This window comes from Allobosea sp. P4_H5, assembly GCF_056400825.1.
The window spans coordinates 177,908-195,650 of record NZ_JBFUKM010000007.1 but is presented as its reverse complement, the minus strand read 5'-3'; the positions used below and the strand labels follow the sequence as shown (position 1 = coordinate 195,650).

The 17,743-nt window shown below is 66.5% G+C and carries 17 protein-coding genes; 7 read left to right on the top strand and 10 right to left on the bottom strand.

Going from position 1 to position 17,743, the window contains the following annotated elements; translation table 11 throughout:
• Positions 1-261: 261 nt before the first annotated feature.
• Both AC1DS0_RS16360 and AC1DS0_RS16355 read left to right on the top strand, forming a co-directional pair.
• Positions 262-1,347: a TRAP transporter substrate-binding protein gene (locus AC1DS0_RS16360; RefSeq protein ID WP_476815354.1), complete on the top strand. Its 1,086-nt coding sequence runs from the start codon at positions 262-264 to the stop codon at positions 1,345-1,347.
• A gap of 243 nt (positions 1,348-1,590) precedes the next feature.
• Complete coding sequence (locus AC1DS0_RS16355; protein ID WP_476815353.1) at positions 1,591-2,685, top strand: TRAP transporter substrate-binding protein; 1,095 nt, start codon at positions 1,591-1,593, stop codon at positions 2,683-2,685.
• 80 nt (positions 2,686-2,765) lie between these two features.
• Here AC1DS0_RS16355 and AC1DS0_RS16350 read toward each other — a convergent pair whose 3' ends face one another.
• Positions 2,766-3,077 carry a cupin domain-containing protein gene (locus tag AC1DS0_RS16350; RefSeq protein ID WP_476815352.1) on the bottom strand — a complete coding sequence of 104 codons (312 nt, stop codon included), beginning with the start codon at positions 3,075-3,077 and terminating at the stop codon, positions 2,766-2,768.
• A gap of 110 nt (positions 3,078-3,187) precedes the next feature.
• On the opposite strand from AC1DS0_RS16350, the gene AC1DS0_RS16345 reads away from it, so the two are divergent.
• Both AC1DS0_RS16345 and AC1DS0_RS16340 read left to right on the top strand, forming a co-directional pair.
• Positions 3,188-3,634, top strand: a complete 447-nt coding sequence (locus tag AC1DS0_RS16345) for an Lrp/AsnC family transcriptional regulator (RefSeq protein ID WP_476815351.1) — start codon at positions 3,188-3,190, stop codon at positions 3,632-3,634.
• Positions 3,635-3,702: 68 nt separating this feature from the next.
• Positions 3,703-4,092, top strand: a complete 390-nt coding sequence (locus AC1DS0_RS16340) for a hypothetical protein (RefSeq protein WP_476815350.1) — start codon at positions 3,703-3,705, stop codon at positions 4,090-4,092.
• 176 nt (positions 4,093-4,268) lie between these two features.
• Here AC1DS0_RS16340 and AC1DS0_RS16335 read toward each other — a convergent pair whose 3' ends face one another.
• From AC1DS0_RS16335 to solA, 5 genes are all read right to left on the bottom strand, one after another.
• A complete protein-coding gene (locus tag AC1DS0_RS16335) occupies positions 4,269-5,933 on the bottom strand; it encodes a TRAP transporter large permease (RefSeq protein ID WP_476815511.1) in 1,665 nt (554 codons plus the stop codon).
• A gap of 143 nt (positions 5,934-6,076) precedes the next feature.
• Positions 6,077-6,676, bottom strand: coding sequence for a TRAP transporter small permease subunit (locus tag AC1DS0_RS16330; protein WP_476815349.1), 600 nt, complete (start codon positions 6,674-6,676; stop codon positions 6,077-6,079).
• Positions 6,677-6,785: 109 nt separating this feature from the next.
• Positions 6,786-7,961 (bottom strand): multidrug effflux MFS transporter, encoded by a 1,176-nt coding sequence (locus tag AC1DS0_RS16325; protein ID WP_476815348.1) that lies wholly within the window; start codon positions 7,959-7,961, stop codon positions 6,786-6,788.
• Complete coding sequence (locus AC1DS0_RS16320) at positions 7,958-8,860, bottom strand: DMT family transporter (RefSeq protein WP_476815347.1); 903 nt, start codon at positions 8,858-8,860, stop codon at positions 7,958-7,960. The genes AC1DS0_RS16325 and AC1DS0_RS16320 overlap by 4 nt, the downstream gene beginning before the upstream one ends.
• 80 nt (positions 8,861-8,940) lie before the next feature.
• Positions 8,941-10,080: an N-methyl-L-tryptophan oxidase gene (gene solA, locus AC1DS0_RS16315; RefSeq protein ID WP_476815346.1), complete on the bottom strand. Its 1,140-nt coding sequence runs from the start codon at positions 10,078-10,080 to the stop codon at positions 8,941-8,943.
• A gap of 216 nt (positions 10,081-10,296) precedes the next feature.
• Here solA and AC1DS0_RS16310 point away from each other — a divergent pair, with 216 nt between their 5' ends.
• Positions 10,297-12,057, top strand: coding sequence for a methyl-accepting chemotaxis protein (locus AC1DS0_RS16310; RefSeq protein WP_476815345.1), 1,761 nt, complete (start codon positions 10,297-10,299; stop codon positions 12,055-12,057).
• On the opposite strand, the gene AC1DS0_RS16305 is transcribed toward AC1DS0_RS16310, so the two are convergent.
• From AC1DS0_RS16305 to AC1DS0_RS16290, 4 genes are all read right to left on the bottom strand, one after another.
• On the bottom strand, positions 12,058-13,062 hold the full coding sequence (locus tag AC1DS0_RS16305) for a Gfo/Idh/MocA family protein (RefSeq protein WP_476815344.1): 1,005 nt from the start codon (positions 13,060-13,062) through the stop codon (positions 12,058-12,060).
• A complete protein-coding gene (locus AC1DS0_RS16300) occupies positions 13,059-14,081 on the bottom strand; it encodes a Gfo/Idh/MocA family protein (RefSeq protein ID WP_476815343.1) in 1,023 nt (340 codons plus the stop codon). The genes AC1DS0_RS16305 and AC1DS0_RS16300 overlap by 4 nt, the downstream gene beginning before the upstream one ends.
• 1 nt (position 14,082) lies before the next feature.
• Complete coding sequence (locus tag AC1DS0_RS16295; protein WP_476815342.1) at positions 14,083-15,264, bottom strand: ABC transporter substrate-binding protein; 1,182 nt, start codon at positions 15,262-15,264, stop codon at positions 14,083-14,085.
• 251 nt (positions 15,265-15,515) lie between these two features.
• Positions 15,516-15,914 carry a Crp/Fnr family transcriptional regulator gene (locus tag AC1DS0_RS16290; RefSeq protein ID WP_476815341.1) on the bottom strand — a complete coding sequence of 133 codons (399 nt, stop codon included), beginning with the start codon at positions 15,912-15,914 and terminating at the stop codon, positions 15,516-15,518.
• Positions 15,915-16,144: 230 nt separating this feature from the next.
• Here AC1DS0_RS16290 and AC1DS0_RS16285 point away from each other — a divergent pair, with 230 nt between their 5' ends.
• Both AC1DS0_RS16285 and AC1DS0_RS16280 read left to right on the top strand, forming a co-directional pair.
• Positions 16,145-16,783, top strand: a complete 639-nt coding sequence (locus AC1DS0_RS16285) for a lysophospholipid acyltransferase family protein (RefSeq protein ID WP_476815340.1) — start codon at positions 16,145-16,147, stop codon at positions 16,781-16,783.
• Positions 16,780-17,730, top strand: a complete 951-nt coding sequence (locus AC1DS0_RS16280) for a phosphatidate cytidylyltransferase (protein WP_476815339.1) — start codon at positions 16,780-16,782, stop codon at positions 17,728-17,730. Before AC1DS0_RS16285 ends, AC1DS0_RS16280 begins: the two co-directional genes overlap by 4 nt.
• The last annotated feature ends 13 nt before the right edge of the window (positions 17,731-17,743 follow it).

Here is a 17,743-nt window from a genome sequence, read left to right as displayed (position 1 = left end):
CTTCCCATGCAGCCGTGCCATGCTCTGAGTGCAATTGTCGAGCGCCCCGCGCTGGTTGACGATCCGGTCACGATTGGGGGAGTGCTGCGCAAATCCTGTGCAAGTATAGATTCGAAGCGAGCCGACTAACCGTGGGTCAACCCGGATTGCCGTTTCCGATCATCGCTGCATCACACCAAGGTCGCCCTACAAATGTGGCTCGCACCAGTGCTATTGCTGCACGGGCGCGGCGATAAACGTCGAAACGAGGAGATGTCCCATATGAAGCGTCGTCAATTCCTGAAGGTCGCCAGTGCTGGCGCGGCCGCGTCTGCTGTCGCCATGCCGGCTGTCGCGCAGTCCAACCCCGAGGTGAAGTGGCGCCTGGCGTCGAGCTTCCCGAAATCGCTCGACACCATCTATGGCGGCGCCGAAGTCATGGCGAAGATGGTTTCCGACCTGACCGACGGCAAGTTCCAGATCCAGGTCTTCGCTGCCGGCGAGATCGTGCCCGCCTTGCAGGCAATGGACGCGGTCAGCAACAACACGGTCGAGATGGCCCATACCGTCTCGTATTACTATGTCGGCAAGGATCCGACCTTCGCGATCGCAGCCTCGGTGCCTTTCGGCCTCAATGCCCGCCAGCAGAACGCCTGGCTCTTCCAGGGTGGCGGCAACGAGCTCTTCAACGAGTTCTACAAGAAGTTCAACATTTACGGCCTGCCTTGCGGCAATACCGGCGCCCAGATGGGCGGCTGGTTCCGCAAGGAGATCAAGAGCGTTGCCGATATCAACGGCCTGAAGATGCGCATCGGCGGCATCGCCGGCTCGGTCCTGCAGAAGCTCGGCCTCGTGCCGCAGCAGATCGGCGGCGGCGACATCTATCCGGCGCTGGAGAAGGGCACAATCGACGGCGCCGAGTGGGTCGGCCCCTATGACGACGAGAAGCTCGGCTTCTCGAAGGTCGCGCCCTACTACTACTATCCGGGCTTCTGGGAGGGCGGACCTTGCGTCCACGCCTTCATCAACCTGGAGAAGTGGAATGCGCTGCCCAAGGCCTATCAGGCCGCGCTGACTGCCGCCTGCACCTATGCCAACACGCAGATGGCGGCGAAATACGACGTGCAGAACCCGGCCGCCCTGAAGCGCCTCGTCGGCGCCGGCACGCAACTTCGCCCGTTCCCGCAGGACGTGATGGAAGCCTCGCTCAAAGCTTCCAATGAGCTCTATGCTGAGATCTCGGCCAAGAACGCCGACTTCAAGAAGGCCATCGACGCCATGGTTGCTTTCCGCGGCGACCAGTATCTCTGGTGGCAGGTGGCGGAGCTGACCTTCGACATCTTCCAGGTCCGCAACCGCGGAAAGTAACAGCAGCCAGCACGCTGGCGACAACGAAGCCCGGCCGCGAGGCCGGGCTTTTGTTTTGCTCGGCCAGCGCTGGTGGGCAGTGCGCTGATGCCAAGATGAGTTAGACCAAATACCTATGCGAAAATCGCATGGGGGTCATGTCTTGTGCTTGCGCTCGGGCCGCAGATCGCCTCTTCTGACGCTCTTGCGCGCGAACCGGAAAACACCGGCGCGCCTCGCATGCTCTGGGAGGAGCTCGTCACGATGAAGCGTCGTCAGTTTCTGAAGGTCGCCGGCGCCGGCGGCGCCGCCAGCGTCATTGCCGCTCCGGCCATCGCGCAATCCATGCCCGAGGTGAAATGGCGCGTCACCTCATCCTTCCCGAAATCGCTGGATACGATCTACGGCGCCTCGGAAACACTGGCGAAGGCGGTGTCGGAAGCGACCGATGGCAAGTTCCAGATCCAGGTCTTCGCGGCTGGCGAGATCGTGCCGGCGCTGCAGGCGGCGGATGCGGTGACCAACGGCACGGTCGAGATGTGCCACACCGCCTCGTACTATTATGTCGGCAAGGATCCCACCTTCGCCTTCGGAACCGCCGTGCCCTTCGGCCTCAACGCCCGCCAGCAGAACGCCTGGTTCTACCATGGCGGCGGCATGGACCTGCTCAACGAGTTCTACAAGAAGCACAACATCTACGCGCTGCCGGGCGGCAATACCGGCTGCCAGATGGGCGGCTGGTTCCGCAAGGAGATCAAGACGGTCGCCGATCTCCAGGGCCTGAAGATGCGCATCGGCGGTTTCGCCGGCCAGGTCGTCAGCAAGCTCGGCGTCGTGCCGCAGCAGATCGGCGGTGGCGACATTTATCCGGCGCTGGAGAAGGGCACGATCGACGCGGCCGAATGGGTCGGGCCGGCCGATGACGAGAAGCTCGGCTTCAACAAGGTCGCCCCCTATTACTACTACCCCGGCTGGTGGGAAGGCGGCGCCTCGCTGCACTTCTTCCTGAACACGGCGAAGTGGGAGGCCCTGCCGAAGGTCTACAAGTCGATCCTGACCACGGCCGCGGCCCTCGCCAATGTCGACATGCAGGCCAAGTACGATGCGCGTAATCCGGCGGCGCTGAAGCGCCTGGTCGGCGGCGGCGCGCAATTGCGGCCGTTCTCGCAGGAGATCATGGAAGCCTGCCTCAAGGCGTCCAAGGAGGTCTATGCCGAGACCAATGCCAAGAACCCCGACTTCAAGAAGATCTACGAGGCGATGTCGGCCTTCCGCGGCGACGAATATCTCTGGTTCCAGATCGCCGAATACACCTACGACAACTTCCTGATCCGCGCCCGCGCGGGCAACCTGCTCTGAGAAGAGGGCGGCTGACCGGTGCACCGGTCAACTCGGCATCACGCCAACCCCGGCCGCGAGGCCGGGGTTTTTCGTGGGTCTCAAACGCTGCCGGCGCGCTCGATCACCAGCACGCGCGCTGGGCCGACGGGATGGGCGACATGGGCGTCCCCGTCCTGCGCGTGGAAGATATCGCCACGGACCAGCCGCTGCACGCTCTCGACGCCATCGGCGCGGGTGTGCATGTCGACCTCGCCGTCTAGGACGACGAAGACCTCCGGGCCATCGTTGACGTGCCATTTATAGGGCTGGTCGGTCCAGTGCAGCCGGATGGTGGCGTCGTCGATGCGCTCGATGTCGAGCGCCTCCCAGGCGCGGCTGCCGGTGAAATCCTGCGGCTTGATCGTCCTCATTCGCGTTCTCCGATGATGGAAGAGGCCCGGAATCTTCACCGCCGCCGCCGTCCGTGCCATAGGCAAGACGCCGGCGACGCCTGCGATCGGCGGTTTCTGGAGGATGTCGCTTGCGAAACGACGGTGAGCTCGACGCCATCGACCGGAAACTGCTGGCGCTGCTCCAGGCCGATGCGCGCGCCTCCTTCACGGCGCTGGCGCGCGATGCTGGACTCTCGCGCACCGCGATCCAGGAGCGCATGGCGAGGCTCGAGCGCGAGGGCGTCATCCTCGGTTACAGCGTCAGGCTCGCAGACAGGCCGAAGGCGCCGGCCATCCGCGCAATGCTCTCGCTGCGCATCCGCACGCGCCCCTGCGCTACGGTGCTCGATCGCTTCAGGAACTGGCCGGAGGTCGTCGCCTGCTATTCGCTGGCGGGGCCCGTGGACGCGATGCTGATCGTCGAGACGGACGATGCCGCGGCTTTGTCGGGATTGGTCGACAGGCTGAGCGCGGTGCCCGGCGTCGGCGAGATCGAGACGGCGCCGATCCTGGCGGAGAGCGTCAGGGCCGGCTGAGCCATGCCTGCCCTAGCCGGGCCTCGTTCGAAGCGTTATCCTATTATTCCCAGCAAATCGGGGCACTCATGAAGCTGCCACTCGCCATCATCCTCGTGACCCTCTGCCTGCCGGCGCTCGCCGCCGCCCAATCGATCGGCGAGCCGCTGCCCGGTCGCGGTCCCGTCAATGCCAAGCCGGCCGCTGCACGGCCCGCGCCGAGCCAGGCGGCGCGTCCCTGTCCGGAATACGGGCCGGGCTTCGTCCGCGTCGAAGGCTCCTCGGCCTGCGTTCGCGTCGGCGGCGGGGTCCGTGTCGAATTCGGCAAGACCTCTGGCCGCCGCGGCTACGGCTCCGGTGCCGATGCGATGGTCTACGGCGAGGCGCGCAGCCAGAGCTCCGTCGGCGAGGTGCGCGCCGTCATCAGCGGCCGCGGCCGGGTCGACAACAATCTGAACAACGGCTGGCAGCGCTGGTGAGGCCGGCGTCATTCTCGGCCGGAGCGAAGCGCAGACCCGAGAATCTCGAGACGAGAAGCCGCTGATCGGACCTCTGTCCGGCCAGAGATGCTCGGGTCTGGCCCGAGCATGACGGCTAAAATAGCCGAAGCCCCGGATCGTCGATCCGGGGCTTCGTCGTTTCTGGCCTTAATGCCTCATTTGAGGTTCAGCGTCGGCGGGGCGTTGAGATCAAGCCCCGGCAATCCGCCGGAGCCGCCGAGGCCCGGTATGCTGATGCTGTCGAGCTGCTTGTTGATCTGCTGCTGGTCGAGCTGAATGCCCGAACTCTTGTAGTGCATCACCATCTGCGGGAAGAGCACGACGAGCGCGACCATGATGCACTGGATCACCACGAAGGGCACGGCCCCCCAGTAGATCTGCCCGGTCGTCACCGGCTCCATCATCTTGCCCGTCACCTTGTCGCGATAGGGGTTCTTCGGCGCGACCGAGCGCAGGAAGAACAGGGCGAAGCCGAAGGGCGGGTGCATGAACGAGGTCTGCATGTTCACGCCGAGGATGACGCCGAACCAGATCAGGTCGATCCCGAGCTTCTCCGCCGCCGGCCCGAGCAGCGGCACGATGATGAAGGCGAGCTCGAAGAAGTCGAGGAAGAAGGCGAGCAGGAAGACCATCACGTTGACGACGATCAGGAAGCCCGTCGCGCCGCCCGGCAGGCCGACGAGCAGATGCTCGACCCAGACATGGCCATTGACGCCGTAGAAGGTCAGCGAGAACACGCGCGCGCCGACCAGGATGAACAGGACGAAGGCCGAGAGCTTGGCGGTCGATTCCGTTGCCTGCCGGAGCAGGTTGAAGGTCATGCGCTTCTTGCCCCAGGCGAGCAGGATCGCACCGGCCGCGCCCATCGCTCCGCCCTCGGTCGGCGTCGCGACGCCGATGAAGATTGTGCCGAGCACCAGGAAGATCAGCGCCAGCGGCGGCACCATCACGAAGACGACCTGCTCGGTCATGCGCGAGAGCAGGTTGAGCTTCAGGTACTTGTTGACCAGCGCGATGACGAAGGAGACCGCGACTGCGATCGACATCGTCAGGATGACGAAATCCGCGCCGCCGCCGACCTTGGTGAAGTATTTCATGTAGGCGATGGCGACGGCGAAGGCGAGGATCGTCACCACCAGCAGCGAGCGCCGCCGCGTCACGCCGTCGCTGTCGCGAAGCGTCTGTGCTTCCGGGGGCAGGCCGGGCGCGCGCTCGGGGCGCACGATGGTAATCAGGAAGACATAGCCGGCGTATAGCCCGGCCAGCACCAGGCCGGGGATGAAGGCGCCCTCATACATGTCGCCGACCGAGCGGCCGAGCTGGTCGGCGAGCACGATCAAGACGAGCGAGGGCGGGATGATCTGGGCCAGCGTGCCGGACGCTGCGATCACACCCGAGGCGAGGCGCCGGTCATAACCATAGCGCAGCATGATCGGCAGCGAGATCAGCCCCATCGAGATGACGGAGGCGGCGACGACACCAGTGGTGGCGGCGAGCAGCGCGCCGACGAAGATCACCGCATAGGCGAGGCCGCCGCGAACCGGCCCGAAGAGCTGGCCGATCGTGTCGAGCAGGTCCTCCGCCATGCCCGAGCGCTCCAGCACCAGGCCCATGAAGGTGAAGAACGGGATCGCCAGCAGCACGTCGTTGTTCATCGTGCCGTAGATGCGTTCCGGCAGCGCCTGCAGGAAGTTCTCCTGGAACATGCCGAGCTCGATGCCGACCAGCGCGAAGAACAGGCCGTTGGCGGCGAGTGCGAAGGCGACCGGGTAGCCGAGCAGCAGGAACAGCACGAGCGCGGCGAACATCACCGGCGCCATGTTGGCGCGCAGGAAATCGCTGATCCCGGCGGCGTGGGCGTCGCCGGTGTGCAGGCTGAGGAAGGCGGCGAGCGTGAGCGCAAGCAGCAGCGCGGCGGAGCGAACGAAGGTCATGGAGCGGGTCCGGAAAGCTGCGTCTTGGCTCACGGGGCGAGGCCTTCGGCCCTGGCCTGCTCGAGCAGGCGTTGGGCCTCGGCCTCGGCGGCAGCGGCGTGGCCGCGCAGCGTCTCGTCGTCGTCGAGCTTGCCGCGCATGATCGCGATCTGCTTGATCACTTCCGAGATGCCCTGCAGCAGCAGCAGGAAGAAGCCGATGATCAACAGGCCCTTGGCTGGCCATTGCGGCAGGCCGCCGGCCGAGAGCGATTGCTCGTTGACCTGGTAGGAGCGCATGAAGAACGGGCCGGAGTGGTAGACCATCAGCGCGCAGAACGGCAGCAGGAACAGGAGATGGCCGATCAGGTCGATCCATCGCTGCACGCGCTTCGGCAGCAGGTTGTTCACGATGTCGATGCGGATGTGCTCCTTCACCTGCAGCGTCCAGGAGGCGCAGAGCAGGAACACGGCGCCGAACAGCACCCATTGCAGCTCGAGCCAGGAGTTCGATGAGACGTTGAACAGCTTGCGGATGATCGCATTGACCGTCGAAACGATGACGGCGAGGAGGATCAGCCACGCGACCCACTGACCGATCTTGCGGTTGAGGGTATCGATAGCGCGGCTCAAAGCGAGGGGTGCGTCCACCTCAGTCCTCCCTGACCTCGTGGATTGCGGCTGCATCATGCAGTTTGCGAAGGGTGGTTATACGATGGCTACATGCCGTATAACATTGCGCGGTGCAAGGAGCTGTGGATCAGTCCTTTCGCCTACGCGGCTCGTTGCGCAATGCCAGCAAAGCGACGACCAGCATCAGCCACATCATCGCCATCAGCGCCGGCGGCCAGTGTGCCACCAGTGAGCTGATCACCACTGTTGCGAGCGCGCCTGAGCCGAGCTGGATCGCGCCGGCGAGCCCCGCCGCCGATCCCGCGAGCTCGGGCCGCGCCGAAAGCGCCGCGGCGGTCGCTCCCGGCAGGGTCAATCCGTTGCCGATCGCGCTGATGGCGAGCGGCAGGAACAGCGTCAGCGGCGTCCACCATGGCGTTAGCGCGATCACGAAGGCGACGGTGATCGCCAGGAAGGAGATGATCAGGCCGATCCAGGCCATCGTCGCCGTGCCGTGCCGGAGCACCAATCGGGACATCGTGAAATTGCCCACCATGTAGCCGAAGGCGTTGATGATGAAATAGGCGCCGTAAGTGTCGGAGCCGCGCCCCATCGTCTCGACGACGATGAAGGGCGCTGCGGCGATGAAGGCGAAGAAGGCGGCGGACGTCATCGCCAGCGCGACGACGTTCCTGATGAAGCTGCGGTCGCGCGCCAGCTCCGGAAAGGCCCGGAAGATGCCGGTGAGCGAGGTCCGCACCCCAACATTCGGTGCCGTCTCCGGCAGGCGCAGGCCGACCAGGACCAGCACGATGGCGGCCGCGGCCGCCATCGACCAGAAGATCATGCGCCAGCCGAGATTGGTCTCGATATGGCCGCCGAGATAGGGCGTGATCATCGGCGCGACCACCATGACCATGGTCACGGTCGCGATCTGCCGTGCCGCCTGGTCGCGGCCCGCTGTATCGCGGATGATGGCGCGTGCCAGGGCGAAGGTCGTGCCGGAACCGGCGCCTTCTAGAACGCGCGCGAACAGCAGGATGCCCGCGCTGTCCGCCAGGGCTCCGAGCACGGAGCCCGCTGCGAACACGGCCGTGCCGGCGATCACGCAGGGGCGGCGTCCGTAGCGATCGGAGAGCGGCCCGACGATCAGCTGCGTCAGTGCGACCGCGACCAGGAAGAGGGTCAGCGTCAGCTGGATCGTCGCATAGCTGGTGGCGAAGTTGCGGGCGAGCGCCGGGGTCGCCGGCGCCAGCATGTTGAGGGCGATCGGCTGCAGCGTCGAGATCGCGACCAGGACGGTGAGGGTCGGCTTCGCTGTCATAGCGGTTTGTCGCCCTCGGGCTTCAGCTGCGAATCGGGGCGGGCGCGCTGGCGGTGCAGGGTGTAGAGGCCGCTGCCGACGATCAGCGCGATTCCCGCGTAGGCGATGCCGTCCGGCGTGTCGCCCCAGACCAGCCAGCCGATCAGCACGGCGACGAGAACGACCGAGTAGCGATAGCCCGCGACGACGCCGACATCGGTGTTGCGGAAGGCGCTTATGATGCAGAAGCTGGCCGCCGTCACCAGCAGCGCGGCGAGGCCGAGATAGACGGTCTGGATCCGCCAGGGCGATTGCCAGGGTTCGACCAAGCCCATGCCGAGGCCCAGCGCCCCGACGAAGACCATCGCGGTCAGGGAGATCACCGTCGAGGGGATCTCGCTGCTGATGAAACGGGTCGCCAGGTCGCGGATGGCGACGAGGCCGGTGCCGACGAGCGCGACCAACGCGGCGGCGCTGAAGCCGTCGGCGCCGGGACGCATCACGATCAGCACGCCGACGAAGCCGACCACCAGCGCCAGCATCCGGCGCCAGCCGACGGTTTCGATCCGCAGCACTGCGGCGAACAGGACGATGAGCAGGGGCGAGGCCATCACGATCGCCGTGATGTTGGCGAGCGGCAGCAGCCCCAGCGCCCAGTTGAACGTCAGTGCGGCCAGCGCTTCGACGCTTGCGCGTGCGAGCACGAGCGGCCTCAGCCCGAGTGGCAGCTTGCGCCAGTCGCCCATGAACACCACCAGCGCGACGCCGGCCAGAATGGCGAATGCTGTACGCAGCGCGAGCGCCTGCCCGGCCGGGAAGGCTTCGCGGGCGAGCTTCACCAAAGCGTCATTGCAGCAGAAGAGCGTCATCGCCGCCAGCATGGCGATGATTCCGCGGCGGTTCTGGGCGGCGGTGGCCAAGGCAGGTCCTGTCAGGCTTCGCGCGCCGTCCGCTCGGCCGATCTCGGCCAAACGGCAAGGCGTCGCGGCGGATCGACGGTTCAGGCGTCGAAGCGGGAGAGGGAGAAGGGCGAGAGATCGAAGGCGGAGCGGCCGGTGGTGGCGAGGTCGGCGAGTATCTCGCCGATGGCGCTGGCGAATTTGAAGCCGTGGCCGGAGCAGGCCGAGGCGAACACCGCCTGCGGCACGCCGGGCACGGCGTCGATGACGAAGTCCTCGTCGGGCGAGACCGTGTAGACGCAGCCCTTCACCGTCAGCGGGTCGCCATTGGCGTCGGGAAGGTAGCGCGCCAGGCATTCGCGGATCAGCCTGACCTGGTTGGGGCTCGGCGTCCGGTCCGGCTGGCGCGGATCCATCGGTTCGCGCGCAAAATGCGGCCCGCCGAGCTTGAAGCCGGGATGTTCGTAGAGCGGGAAGCCGTAGAAGGTGCCTTCCTCGGCGCTGAGGATGAAGACGGGAAAAGCGCCTTCGCGGAACAGCTCCGGGCGGCGCGTGGTGAACCAGCCGATCGCCTGGCGCACCGTCGTCATCGAGCGCGCGAGCTGCGGCACCGCGTCCGTGATCCAGCCGCCCGAAGTGATCACCAGCCGTCCGGCCGAATAGGTCGTGCGCTCGGTGCGGACGGTGACGCCGCCATCGGCGGTCGGCTGCCAGTCGAGCATCGGCTCGCCGGTACGGATCTCCGCGCCTTTCGACTGCGCCAGCCCGACATGGGCGTAGATCGCCTTCTCCGAGGCGACGAAGCCGCCGTCCGGCTGCCAGAGGCCGAGATGGCCGTCGGGCAGGTGGAAGGCGGGGAAGCGACGCATGATCTCGTCGCGGCCGAGCATTTCGTGATCGAGATCATGGTCGAGGCAGGATTGCAGCGAGGACTCGACCGGGCCGAGCCCCTCCGGCGCAAGATCGAGCGAGCCGGTGACGTGCAGCAGCTTCAGCCCGGCCGCATCGCCGGTCTCCTGCCAGAGCTGATGGGCGCGCTTGACGATAGGCACATAATGCGAGCCCTCGAAATAGGCGAGGCGGATGATCCGCGTCAGCCCGTGCGAGGAGCCCATGGCATGGCCGAGGTCGAAACGCTCGAGACCGAGCACCTTGAGCCCACGTTTGGCCAGGTGCCAGCAGGCGGCAGAGCCCATCGCACCGACGCCGGCGACGATCACGTCGTAATGCGATGAACTCATTGAACGTCCCTGGAGAGCCCGGCTGTGTCGCCGGTTGAAACTGCCTGCAATCTAGGCGGGCGGGCGATGGCGGTCCATCCTGCCCGGTAGGTGAGCGCATCTGCGCCGCGGGCAGGGCTGTTGCGTCGAGACATCCTGCCTTGCGCTGGTTGTCTCAGGGGTTTGTTAACCCTGTCGGCGCATGCTCCTGCATCCTGTCTCGCCCCGGGAATGCCTATGCTTGCTCGTTCCGTCTGGCGCCTGTTGGGCCGTGCCGGCCCCGCTGCGGCGCCGGCTGCGTTGCAGGCCGTGGCCCAGACACCGCAGCCGCTTCCCGTTCCCGCCGAGACCTCGATCAGCGAGGCGATCAACGAGCTGGAGAGTGACGTCGTCGCTGCGATGCGTCGTCTCAATGACGGGCTCGACCAGGCCGAGCATTGCTCCGAGCGTTCGGAAATCCGCTCCCGCGAGATCCGCGGCGGCATGGCCGAGCTGCGTGACGCTGCCCTGCAGGCAAGCGATAATTCGTCGGCGTTGGCAACTGCGACGTTGCAGGTGTCGGAGGCGGCCGAGCGCGTCGGAGCTGCCATGTCCGGCGCCCGCGACATGCTCGACAACGCCGCCGAACGCGCCGCGGAGGCGACGGCGATGATCAACGGGCTCGCGGCTGCGACTGGCGAGATTCGTTCGATCGTCGACGCTATCGCTGAGATCGCCCGCCAGACCAATCTGCTCGCCCTCAACGCCACGATCGAGGCGGCTCGCGCCGGCGAGGCTGGCAAGGGCTTCGGCGTCGTCGCGCAGGAGGTGAAGTCGCTCTCGCTCGGCGTGCGCGAGGCGGTCGACCATATCCGCAATCAGGTCGATCGGCTGAACCAGACGGCGCAGGGCTCGGCCGCCGTGGTCACCGATGCCTTCCGCCTCGTCGGCGAGGTCAATCCGGTGATGGCGACCGTCGGCGAGGCCTCGCACGAGCAGGCGGCGGCGGCGGCGGAACTGTCACGCAGCGCCGAGGCGACCGCCCGCTTCATCGAGACGGTGCGCGACCGCGTCGGCGAGGTCGATCGTGTCGCGCTCGCGGCCGCGCAGGAGAACATCGATGCCCGGCGGGCGCTCGCCGAAGGCGCGCGGCAGGCGGAGGGGTTGCTCGAGCGTTTCGTGCCGACCTTGCGCCACACCGTCTTCGCCGATAGGCGCCAGCACGACCGTTTCCCGGCCGAGTGTCCGGTCAGGCTCGAATTCGGCGAGCGCATCGTCGCCGGGCAGACGATCGATCTTGGCTTCGGCGGCGCCCTGCTGTCGGTTGCCGATTCCGAACTGAGGCCGCGGATGCGCGGCACGATCGCGGTCGAGGGCCTGCCGCCGCTGCCGTGCAGGGTGATGGCGCGCAGCGATCTCGGTCTCCACGTCGCCTTCGAGCGTGGTGACGAGGCTGCTCATGCGGCGCTTCATCGACGCCTCGCCGAGATCGAGGAAAGCTACCGCCCGCTGATCGAGCAGGCGCAGGAATTCGCGCATCGCGTCGCCGCTTTGCTCGAATCGGCGCTGCGCACCGGCCGCCTCAGCGAGGAGGACCTGTTCGATACCGATTATCTGCCTGTTCCGGACTCCAATCCGCGCCAGTTCGCCAACCGGGCGCTGTCGGTCCTGCAGGCGATCCTGCCGTCGGTGATGGAGCAGGCCAAGGCGAGCGATCCGCGTCTCGTCTTCACCTTGCCGATCGACCGCAACGGCTATGTCCCGGTGCACCACCCCGAATACTCGCGGCCGCAGCGTCCAGGCGATCCGGATTGGAACCCCGCCTATAGCCGCGATCGGCGCATCTTCGATGACCGGGCCGGGATCACGGCCGCGCGTTCGGCGCGGCCTTTCATCATCCAGTCCTATCAGCGCGACATGGGCAGCGCGGGCGTCCAGCTGATGCGCGAGGTCGACGCGCCGCTGCGCGTCGCCGGCCGCCATTGGGGCGGCGTGCGCATGGCGTACAGGATGGCGTGATCAGAGGCGCCCGGCCGCCAGGACCGCGTCGATCCAGCGCTGCGAGGTCAGGGCTTCCTCGCCCGTCACAACCGGATCGCGCCCGGCCTCGATCGCGTCGAGGAAGTCGGCGATCACGGCGCGATGGGCGTCGTGCGGGAAGTCCATGATGTTGGCGCCGCTGCCGGTATTGCCCTCGGCCTCGACCACCTCCGAGCGGCCGTCGAGGAAGGAGAGCTGGAGGCGCCCGCCGACCAGCGCCGCATGGCCCTTGCTGCCGATGATCTCGATGCGCTCGGGATGGCCGGGATGGGCGGCGGTGGTGGTCACCAGCGTCACTGGGGCGCCGTTGCCAGCCTCCAGCAGGGCGCCGACATAGTCCTCGGTCTCCATCCTGTGCAGCGAGGTGGTGCGCACCTGCGCCGCGATAACTTTCGACACGCCGACCAGAGAGCGGAACAGGTCGAAGGAGTGGATCGCCTGCGTCAGCAGCACGCCGCCGCCATCGCGCGCCATCGTGCCGCGGCCGGGCTCGTCATAGTAGCTCTGCGGCCGCCACCACGGCACCTGCAGCAGAGCGGCTTCGACCGTGCCGAGCTCGCCGCTGTCCAGCGCCGCCTTGAGCCTGAGGCTCGCCGGCCGGAAGCGATGCTGCAGCACGACGCCGAAGGCCTTGCCGGCGCGCCTTGCGGCCGCGACCAATTCCTCGCCGCGTGCGACGGTGAGCTCCAGCGGTTTCTCGACCAGCACATGCTTGCCGGCGGCAAGGCAGCGCGCCCCGACATCGCGATGGCTCGCCGGCGGTGTCAGCACGATCACCGCCTCGACGGCCTCGTCAGCCAGAACCGCGTCGATGTCGGTGGTGCCGGGGAAGGGGAACTGGGCGCGATAGGCGTCGAGCCGCTCCTGCGAACGGCTGACGACGTAGCGGACATCGACCCTGCCAGCCAGATCGATCAGGCTGCGCGAATGGGGCAGGGCGGCCGGTCCCAGCCCGATGACGGCGATGCCGAGCTTGCGTGTCACTTTGCCTCGGTTCCTCTGACGGGCAGGCGCACGGCCCGGTCCTGCGCATGCAAAGCGAGCCGGCAGACCGTGAACATGTGCCGCTGTGTCGCCGCCGTCTCGCTGCGGTCCGCGATGTCGGCGATCAGGTTGCGGAAATAGGTGAGCGGTTCGCGCGAGGCGTCGATATGGCGCGTGCCGGCCTTGTCGACCAGGAAGACATGGTCGGTGCCGGGCCGCCCGGCGATGTCGACATATTTGCGCAGCTCGATCGTGCCCTCGGTGCCGAGGATGGTGAGCCGGCCGTCGCCCCAGGTCGGCAGGCCGTCGGCAGTGAACCAGTCGACGCGGATAAAGCCGTTCGCCCGGTCGCTGCGCAGCAGGATCTCGCCGAAATCCTCGAAATCGGGCAGGTCGGCCAGGCCGAAATGGCCGATGCCGGAGGCGGCGATCTCGGCATCGGGCGAGCCGGTGAAATGCAGGAACTGGTCGATCTGGTGCGAGGCGATGTCGGTGAGGATGCCACCGAAATAGCGTTTGTCGAAGAACCAGCCCGGCCGGATCGCCGGGTTGAGCCGGTGCGGGCCGAGGCCGACCGTCTGCACGACGCGCCCGATCGCGCCGTCCGCGATCAGCTTGCCGGCGACGATGGTGGCGGGGACGATGAAGCGCTCGGAGAAGCAGACCGAGAAGATCCGCCCCGTTTCCGCGACGACCTGCTCGACCTCGGCGAGCTGCTCGAAGGTCGTGACGCCGGGTTTGTCGACCATCACGTCCTTGCCGGCCTGCATCGCCCTGACGGCGAGGCCAGCCCGCTCCGAGGGGATGCCGGCGCAGACGATGAGGTCGATCGTGGGATCGTCGAGCAGCGCCTCAGTCGGCGCCTCCCGCAGTTGCGGGAAGCGTTCGCGGAAGCCGACGAGCACGCGCGGATCGCTGGTCGCAGGGTCGAAGCCGGCGCAATCCGCGCCGGCCTCCAGCAGGCCACCGACCATATGGTAGATATGGCGGTGGTCGAGCCCGATGGCTGCGAAGCGCATCTTACTTCGGAGCGTGGCCGACGCCGATCTCCTGGTCCCAGCGCCGGAAGGCGGCGACCAGGCGCGCGGGCGTCAATGGCGGGCGGGTCGGCAGGCTTGAGATCAGCCCGTCATATTCGGGCCGGCCGAACTCCTTGAGCACGTCCTGGCTCTCCTGCGGCGCCATCGCCAAGGTCACGCCCTTGATCGCCGGGCCGGGGTAGAAATAGCCCTTGTCATAGGTCGCCGCCTGCGATTCCGGCTTGAGCAGATGCGACATCAGCGCCAGGATCACCGCGATCTTCTCCGCCGCTACGCCCTTCGGGATACACATGAACTGGGTGTCGGGGATCCAGTGCGTGTTGGCGATGGTGAAGACTTTCGCCTCCTTCGGCACGATGCCGAGCGCACGCGGATTGATGTCCCAGCCCAGCGTCGAGACGATGCAGTCGCGCGTACCGTCGCCGAGCTCCTTCATCGTCGCGGCGGTGCCGGTCGGATAGTAGTCGATCGCGGTGCCGAGTTCCTTGAGATAGGCCCAGGTCTTGGCCCAGCCATTCATCGGATCGGTCGGATCGCTGTCGCCGAGGATGTAGGGCATGCCCTGCAGGAAGGTCCAGCCGGGGCCGGAGTTGAGCGGGCGGGCATAGGTGAAGCGGTTGGGGTTCGCCTTCACATAGGCGAGGAACTCCTCGGCCGTCTTGGGTACGGTCTTGAGCTTGTCGGCCATGTATTCGAACAGCGGCCCTGAGGGCGAATAGACGACGGCGACGCCTTCGTTCTGGCCGAAATTGCGCTGCATCATCAGCGCCTGCTCGTGATAAATCTCCTCGGCCTTGGGCAGGCTCGCGGTGTGCGACTTCCAGACATCGACCCACAGGCCCTGCTGGATGCCGTCCGACATCGCGCCCGGCCCGGTCAGCACCATGTCGATGTCGACGCGGTTGGCGTCCTGCTGCGCCTTGAGCTTGGCCGGCAATTCGGGCGAGGGCGCTCGCGAGAAGTTCAGGCGCGAGATCAGCTTCGGATTGTCCTTGGCGAACTTCTCGATCGAGGCTTGTGTCAGCTGCAGGTTACCGGCGACGTCGATGATGTTGAGCATCACCGGGCTCGCTGGCGCGCTCTGGGCGAAGGCTCCGCCGGCGGAAAGCGCGGCGAGGCTGGAAGCGCCGGCGATCACGCCGCGCCGTGTCGGATGGGTCATGGTACCTCCCTGTGCTGGCCTGCTTTGCTGCGGCCTTGCCGGTATACTAGTACACAAGATGCGGTCGGCAAGATGCGACGAAAGCAGGGGGAGGGTTGCGTAGGGCGGGAGCATTGCGTGGCCACGGCAGGATCGGCTTCTGCCGCTCGACAGGAATGCAGCGCAGGGCGGCCGCTATGAGTTGACAAGCCGCTTTATCCAGCTTGGCGCTGAAGCTGGACGTTTATTGCCCGCGTCACGCGAGGCTGCAGTCACAACGCCGAATTGGTTGCTCGCAGCCGGTCCACGACTTCCGACAGCACATACCAGACGAAGTTCGGCGTCGTCTCGACCATGAACCGGAATTGCTTTGACGTGACCAGGGCGACTTCGGATGATTCCGCCGCTTTTGCCGTGGCGGATCGCGTCTTGTTGTCGATGAGCGAGATAATGCCGAAGGCTCGCCCTGCGCTGACCTGCTCGATCAGCTTTCCGCGACTGCTGACTTCGATCCTGCCGGTGAGGACGATGTAGGCATGGGCGGGTTCGTCGCCTTCGCGAAAGATCACGTCCCCGGCGGCGTAAGTGATCACCGTTCCCAGACCGCGCGCGAGCTGGCGGAAGTCCATGGGCGCAGGGGCAGGCCTAGCCGCGGCGGAATGCTCGTTCATCGCTCGAACTCGCTCTCTGATCGGTGGCGGCTCACTGTAGCGCAGGAACCAGGACGCTCCAATCGATCCAGCCGGCTGCGGCCGGTGAACACGAGATCTTTGGAGGCTCCCCCAAAAGGTGGTGAATGCAAGCCCGCGACCGGCTTTCGAATGTGCCCCAGACCCCTGCAATGTCGACAGCGTTCGCGATGAACGATACGTCATCGTCTGGTTGGCAAACGGGTGGGGGAATGCGCGACATCGGAGCCGGCCTGGCTGGCGCGCTCATTCTGTTCTTCGCCCGCTTCATCACGGCGGTGCGCGGGCGCTGGGACGGCGTCGCGCCGACCGATGAGCAGCGCATCTACTTCGCCAACCATGCCAGCCATGGCGATTTCGTCCTGATCTGGACGGTGCTGCCACGCCGCATGCGCTTCGCGACCCGGCCGGTCGCCGGCAGCGACTACTGGCTGAAAAGCGGCCTGCGTCGCTTCATCGGCCGCGACGTCTTCAACGCCGTCCTGATCGACCGCGACCCCGCGACCCGAACCAGCGACCCGATCGTCCAGATGACCGAAGCGCTCGATGCCGGCGCCTCTCTCATCGTGTTCCCGGAGGGGACGCGCAACACCACGGATGCGCCACTCCTGCCGTTCAAGAGCGGGCTGTTCCATCTGGCGCAGGCCCGCCCGAACGTCGCCCTCGTGCCGGTCTGGATCGACAATCTCAACCGCGTCATGCCGAAGGGCGAGTTCGTGCCGGTCCCGCTGGTCTGCACCGTCACCTTCGGCGCGGCTCTCGTCCTCGCCGAGGCCGAGACGAAGCAGGATTTCCTGGCGAGGGCTGAAGGAGCGCTGCTCGCTCTGTCACCGAAGGCGAACGCGCCATGACGATGCCGCATCCAGATCTCCTCGCCGTGCTGGCCGGTCTGCTCGGCGTCCTGATCGTGGCCTCCACGATCGGCTACCTGCTGCAGCGCCGGCTGTCGCCGGATGGCTCGAATGCCATGGTCGAGAACCTGAACGATCGCATCCGCGCCTGGTGGGTCATGATCGTGCTGATGGGCCTGGCGCTGATCGGCGGCAAGACCGGCGTGACGCTGCTCTTCGGCTTCTGCTCCTTCGCAGCGCTGCGCGAGTTCATCACGCTGACGGACACGCGCCGCGCCGATCATTGGGCCCTCGCGGCCGGCTTCTTCATCGTGCTGCCGGTGCAGTTCTATCTGATCTGGACCGAGTGGTATGGGCTCTACTCGATCTTCATTCCCGTCTACGCCTTCCTGCTGATGCCGATCATCGCGTCACTGCGTGGCGACACCGAGCATTTCCTCGTGCGCATCGCCGAGGTGCAGTGGGCGCTGATGATCTGCGTCTTCTGCATCTCGCATGTGCCGGCGCTGCTCAGCCTCGACATCCCCGGCTATCAGGGTCGTAACGTCCTGCTGATCGCCTTCCTCGTGATCGTCGTGCAGATGAGCGACGTGCTCCAGTATGTCTGGGGCAAGCTGCTCGGCCGCACCAAGATCGCGCCCAGGCTGTCGCCGTCCAAGACGGTCGAGGGCTTCATCGGCGGTGCGCTCAGCGCGACGGCGGTCGGGGCGGCCTTGTCCTGGATGACGCCGTTCACGCCGCTGCAGGCGGCGTTCCTGGCGCTGGTCATCGTGCTGATGGGCTTCTTCGGCGGGCTCGTCATGTCAGCGATCAAGCGCGATCGCGGCATCAAGGACTGGGGTCATCTGATCGCCGGCCACGGCGGCTTCCTCGACCGGCTCGATTCGGTGGTGTTTTCCGCCCCGATCTTCTTCCATCTTGTCCGCTATGGCTGGTCGACCACGTGAGCCCGCCGCTCGC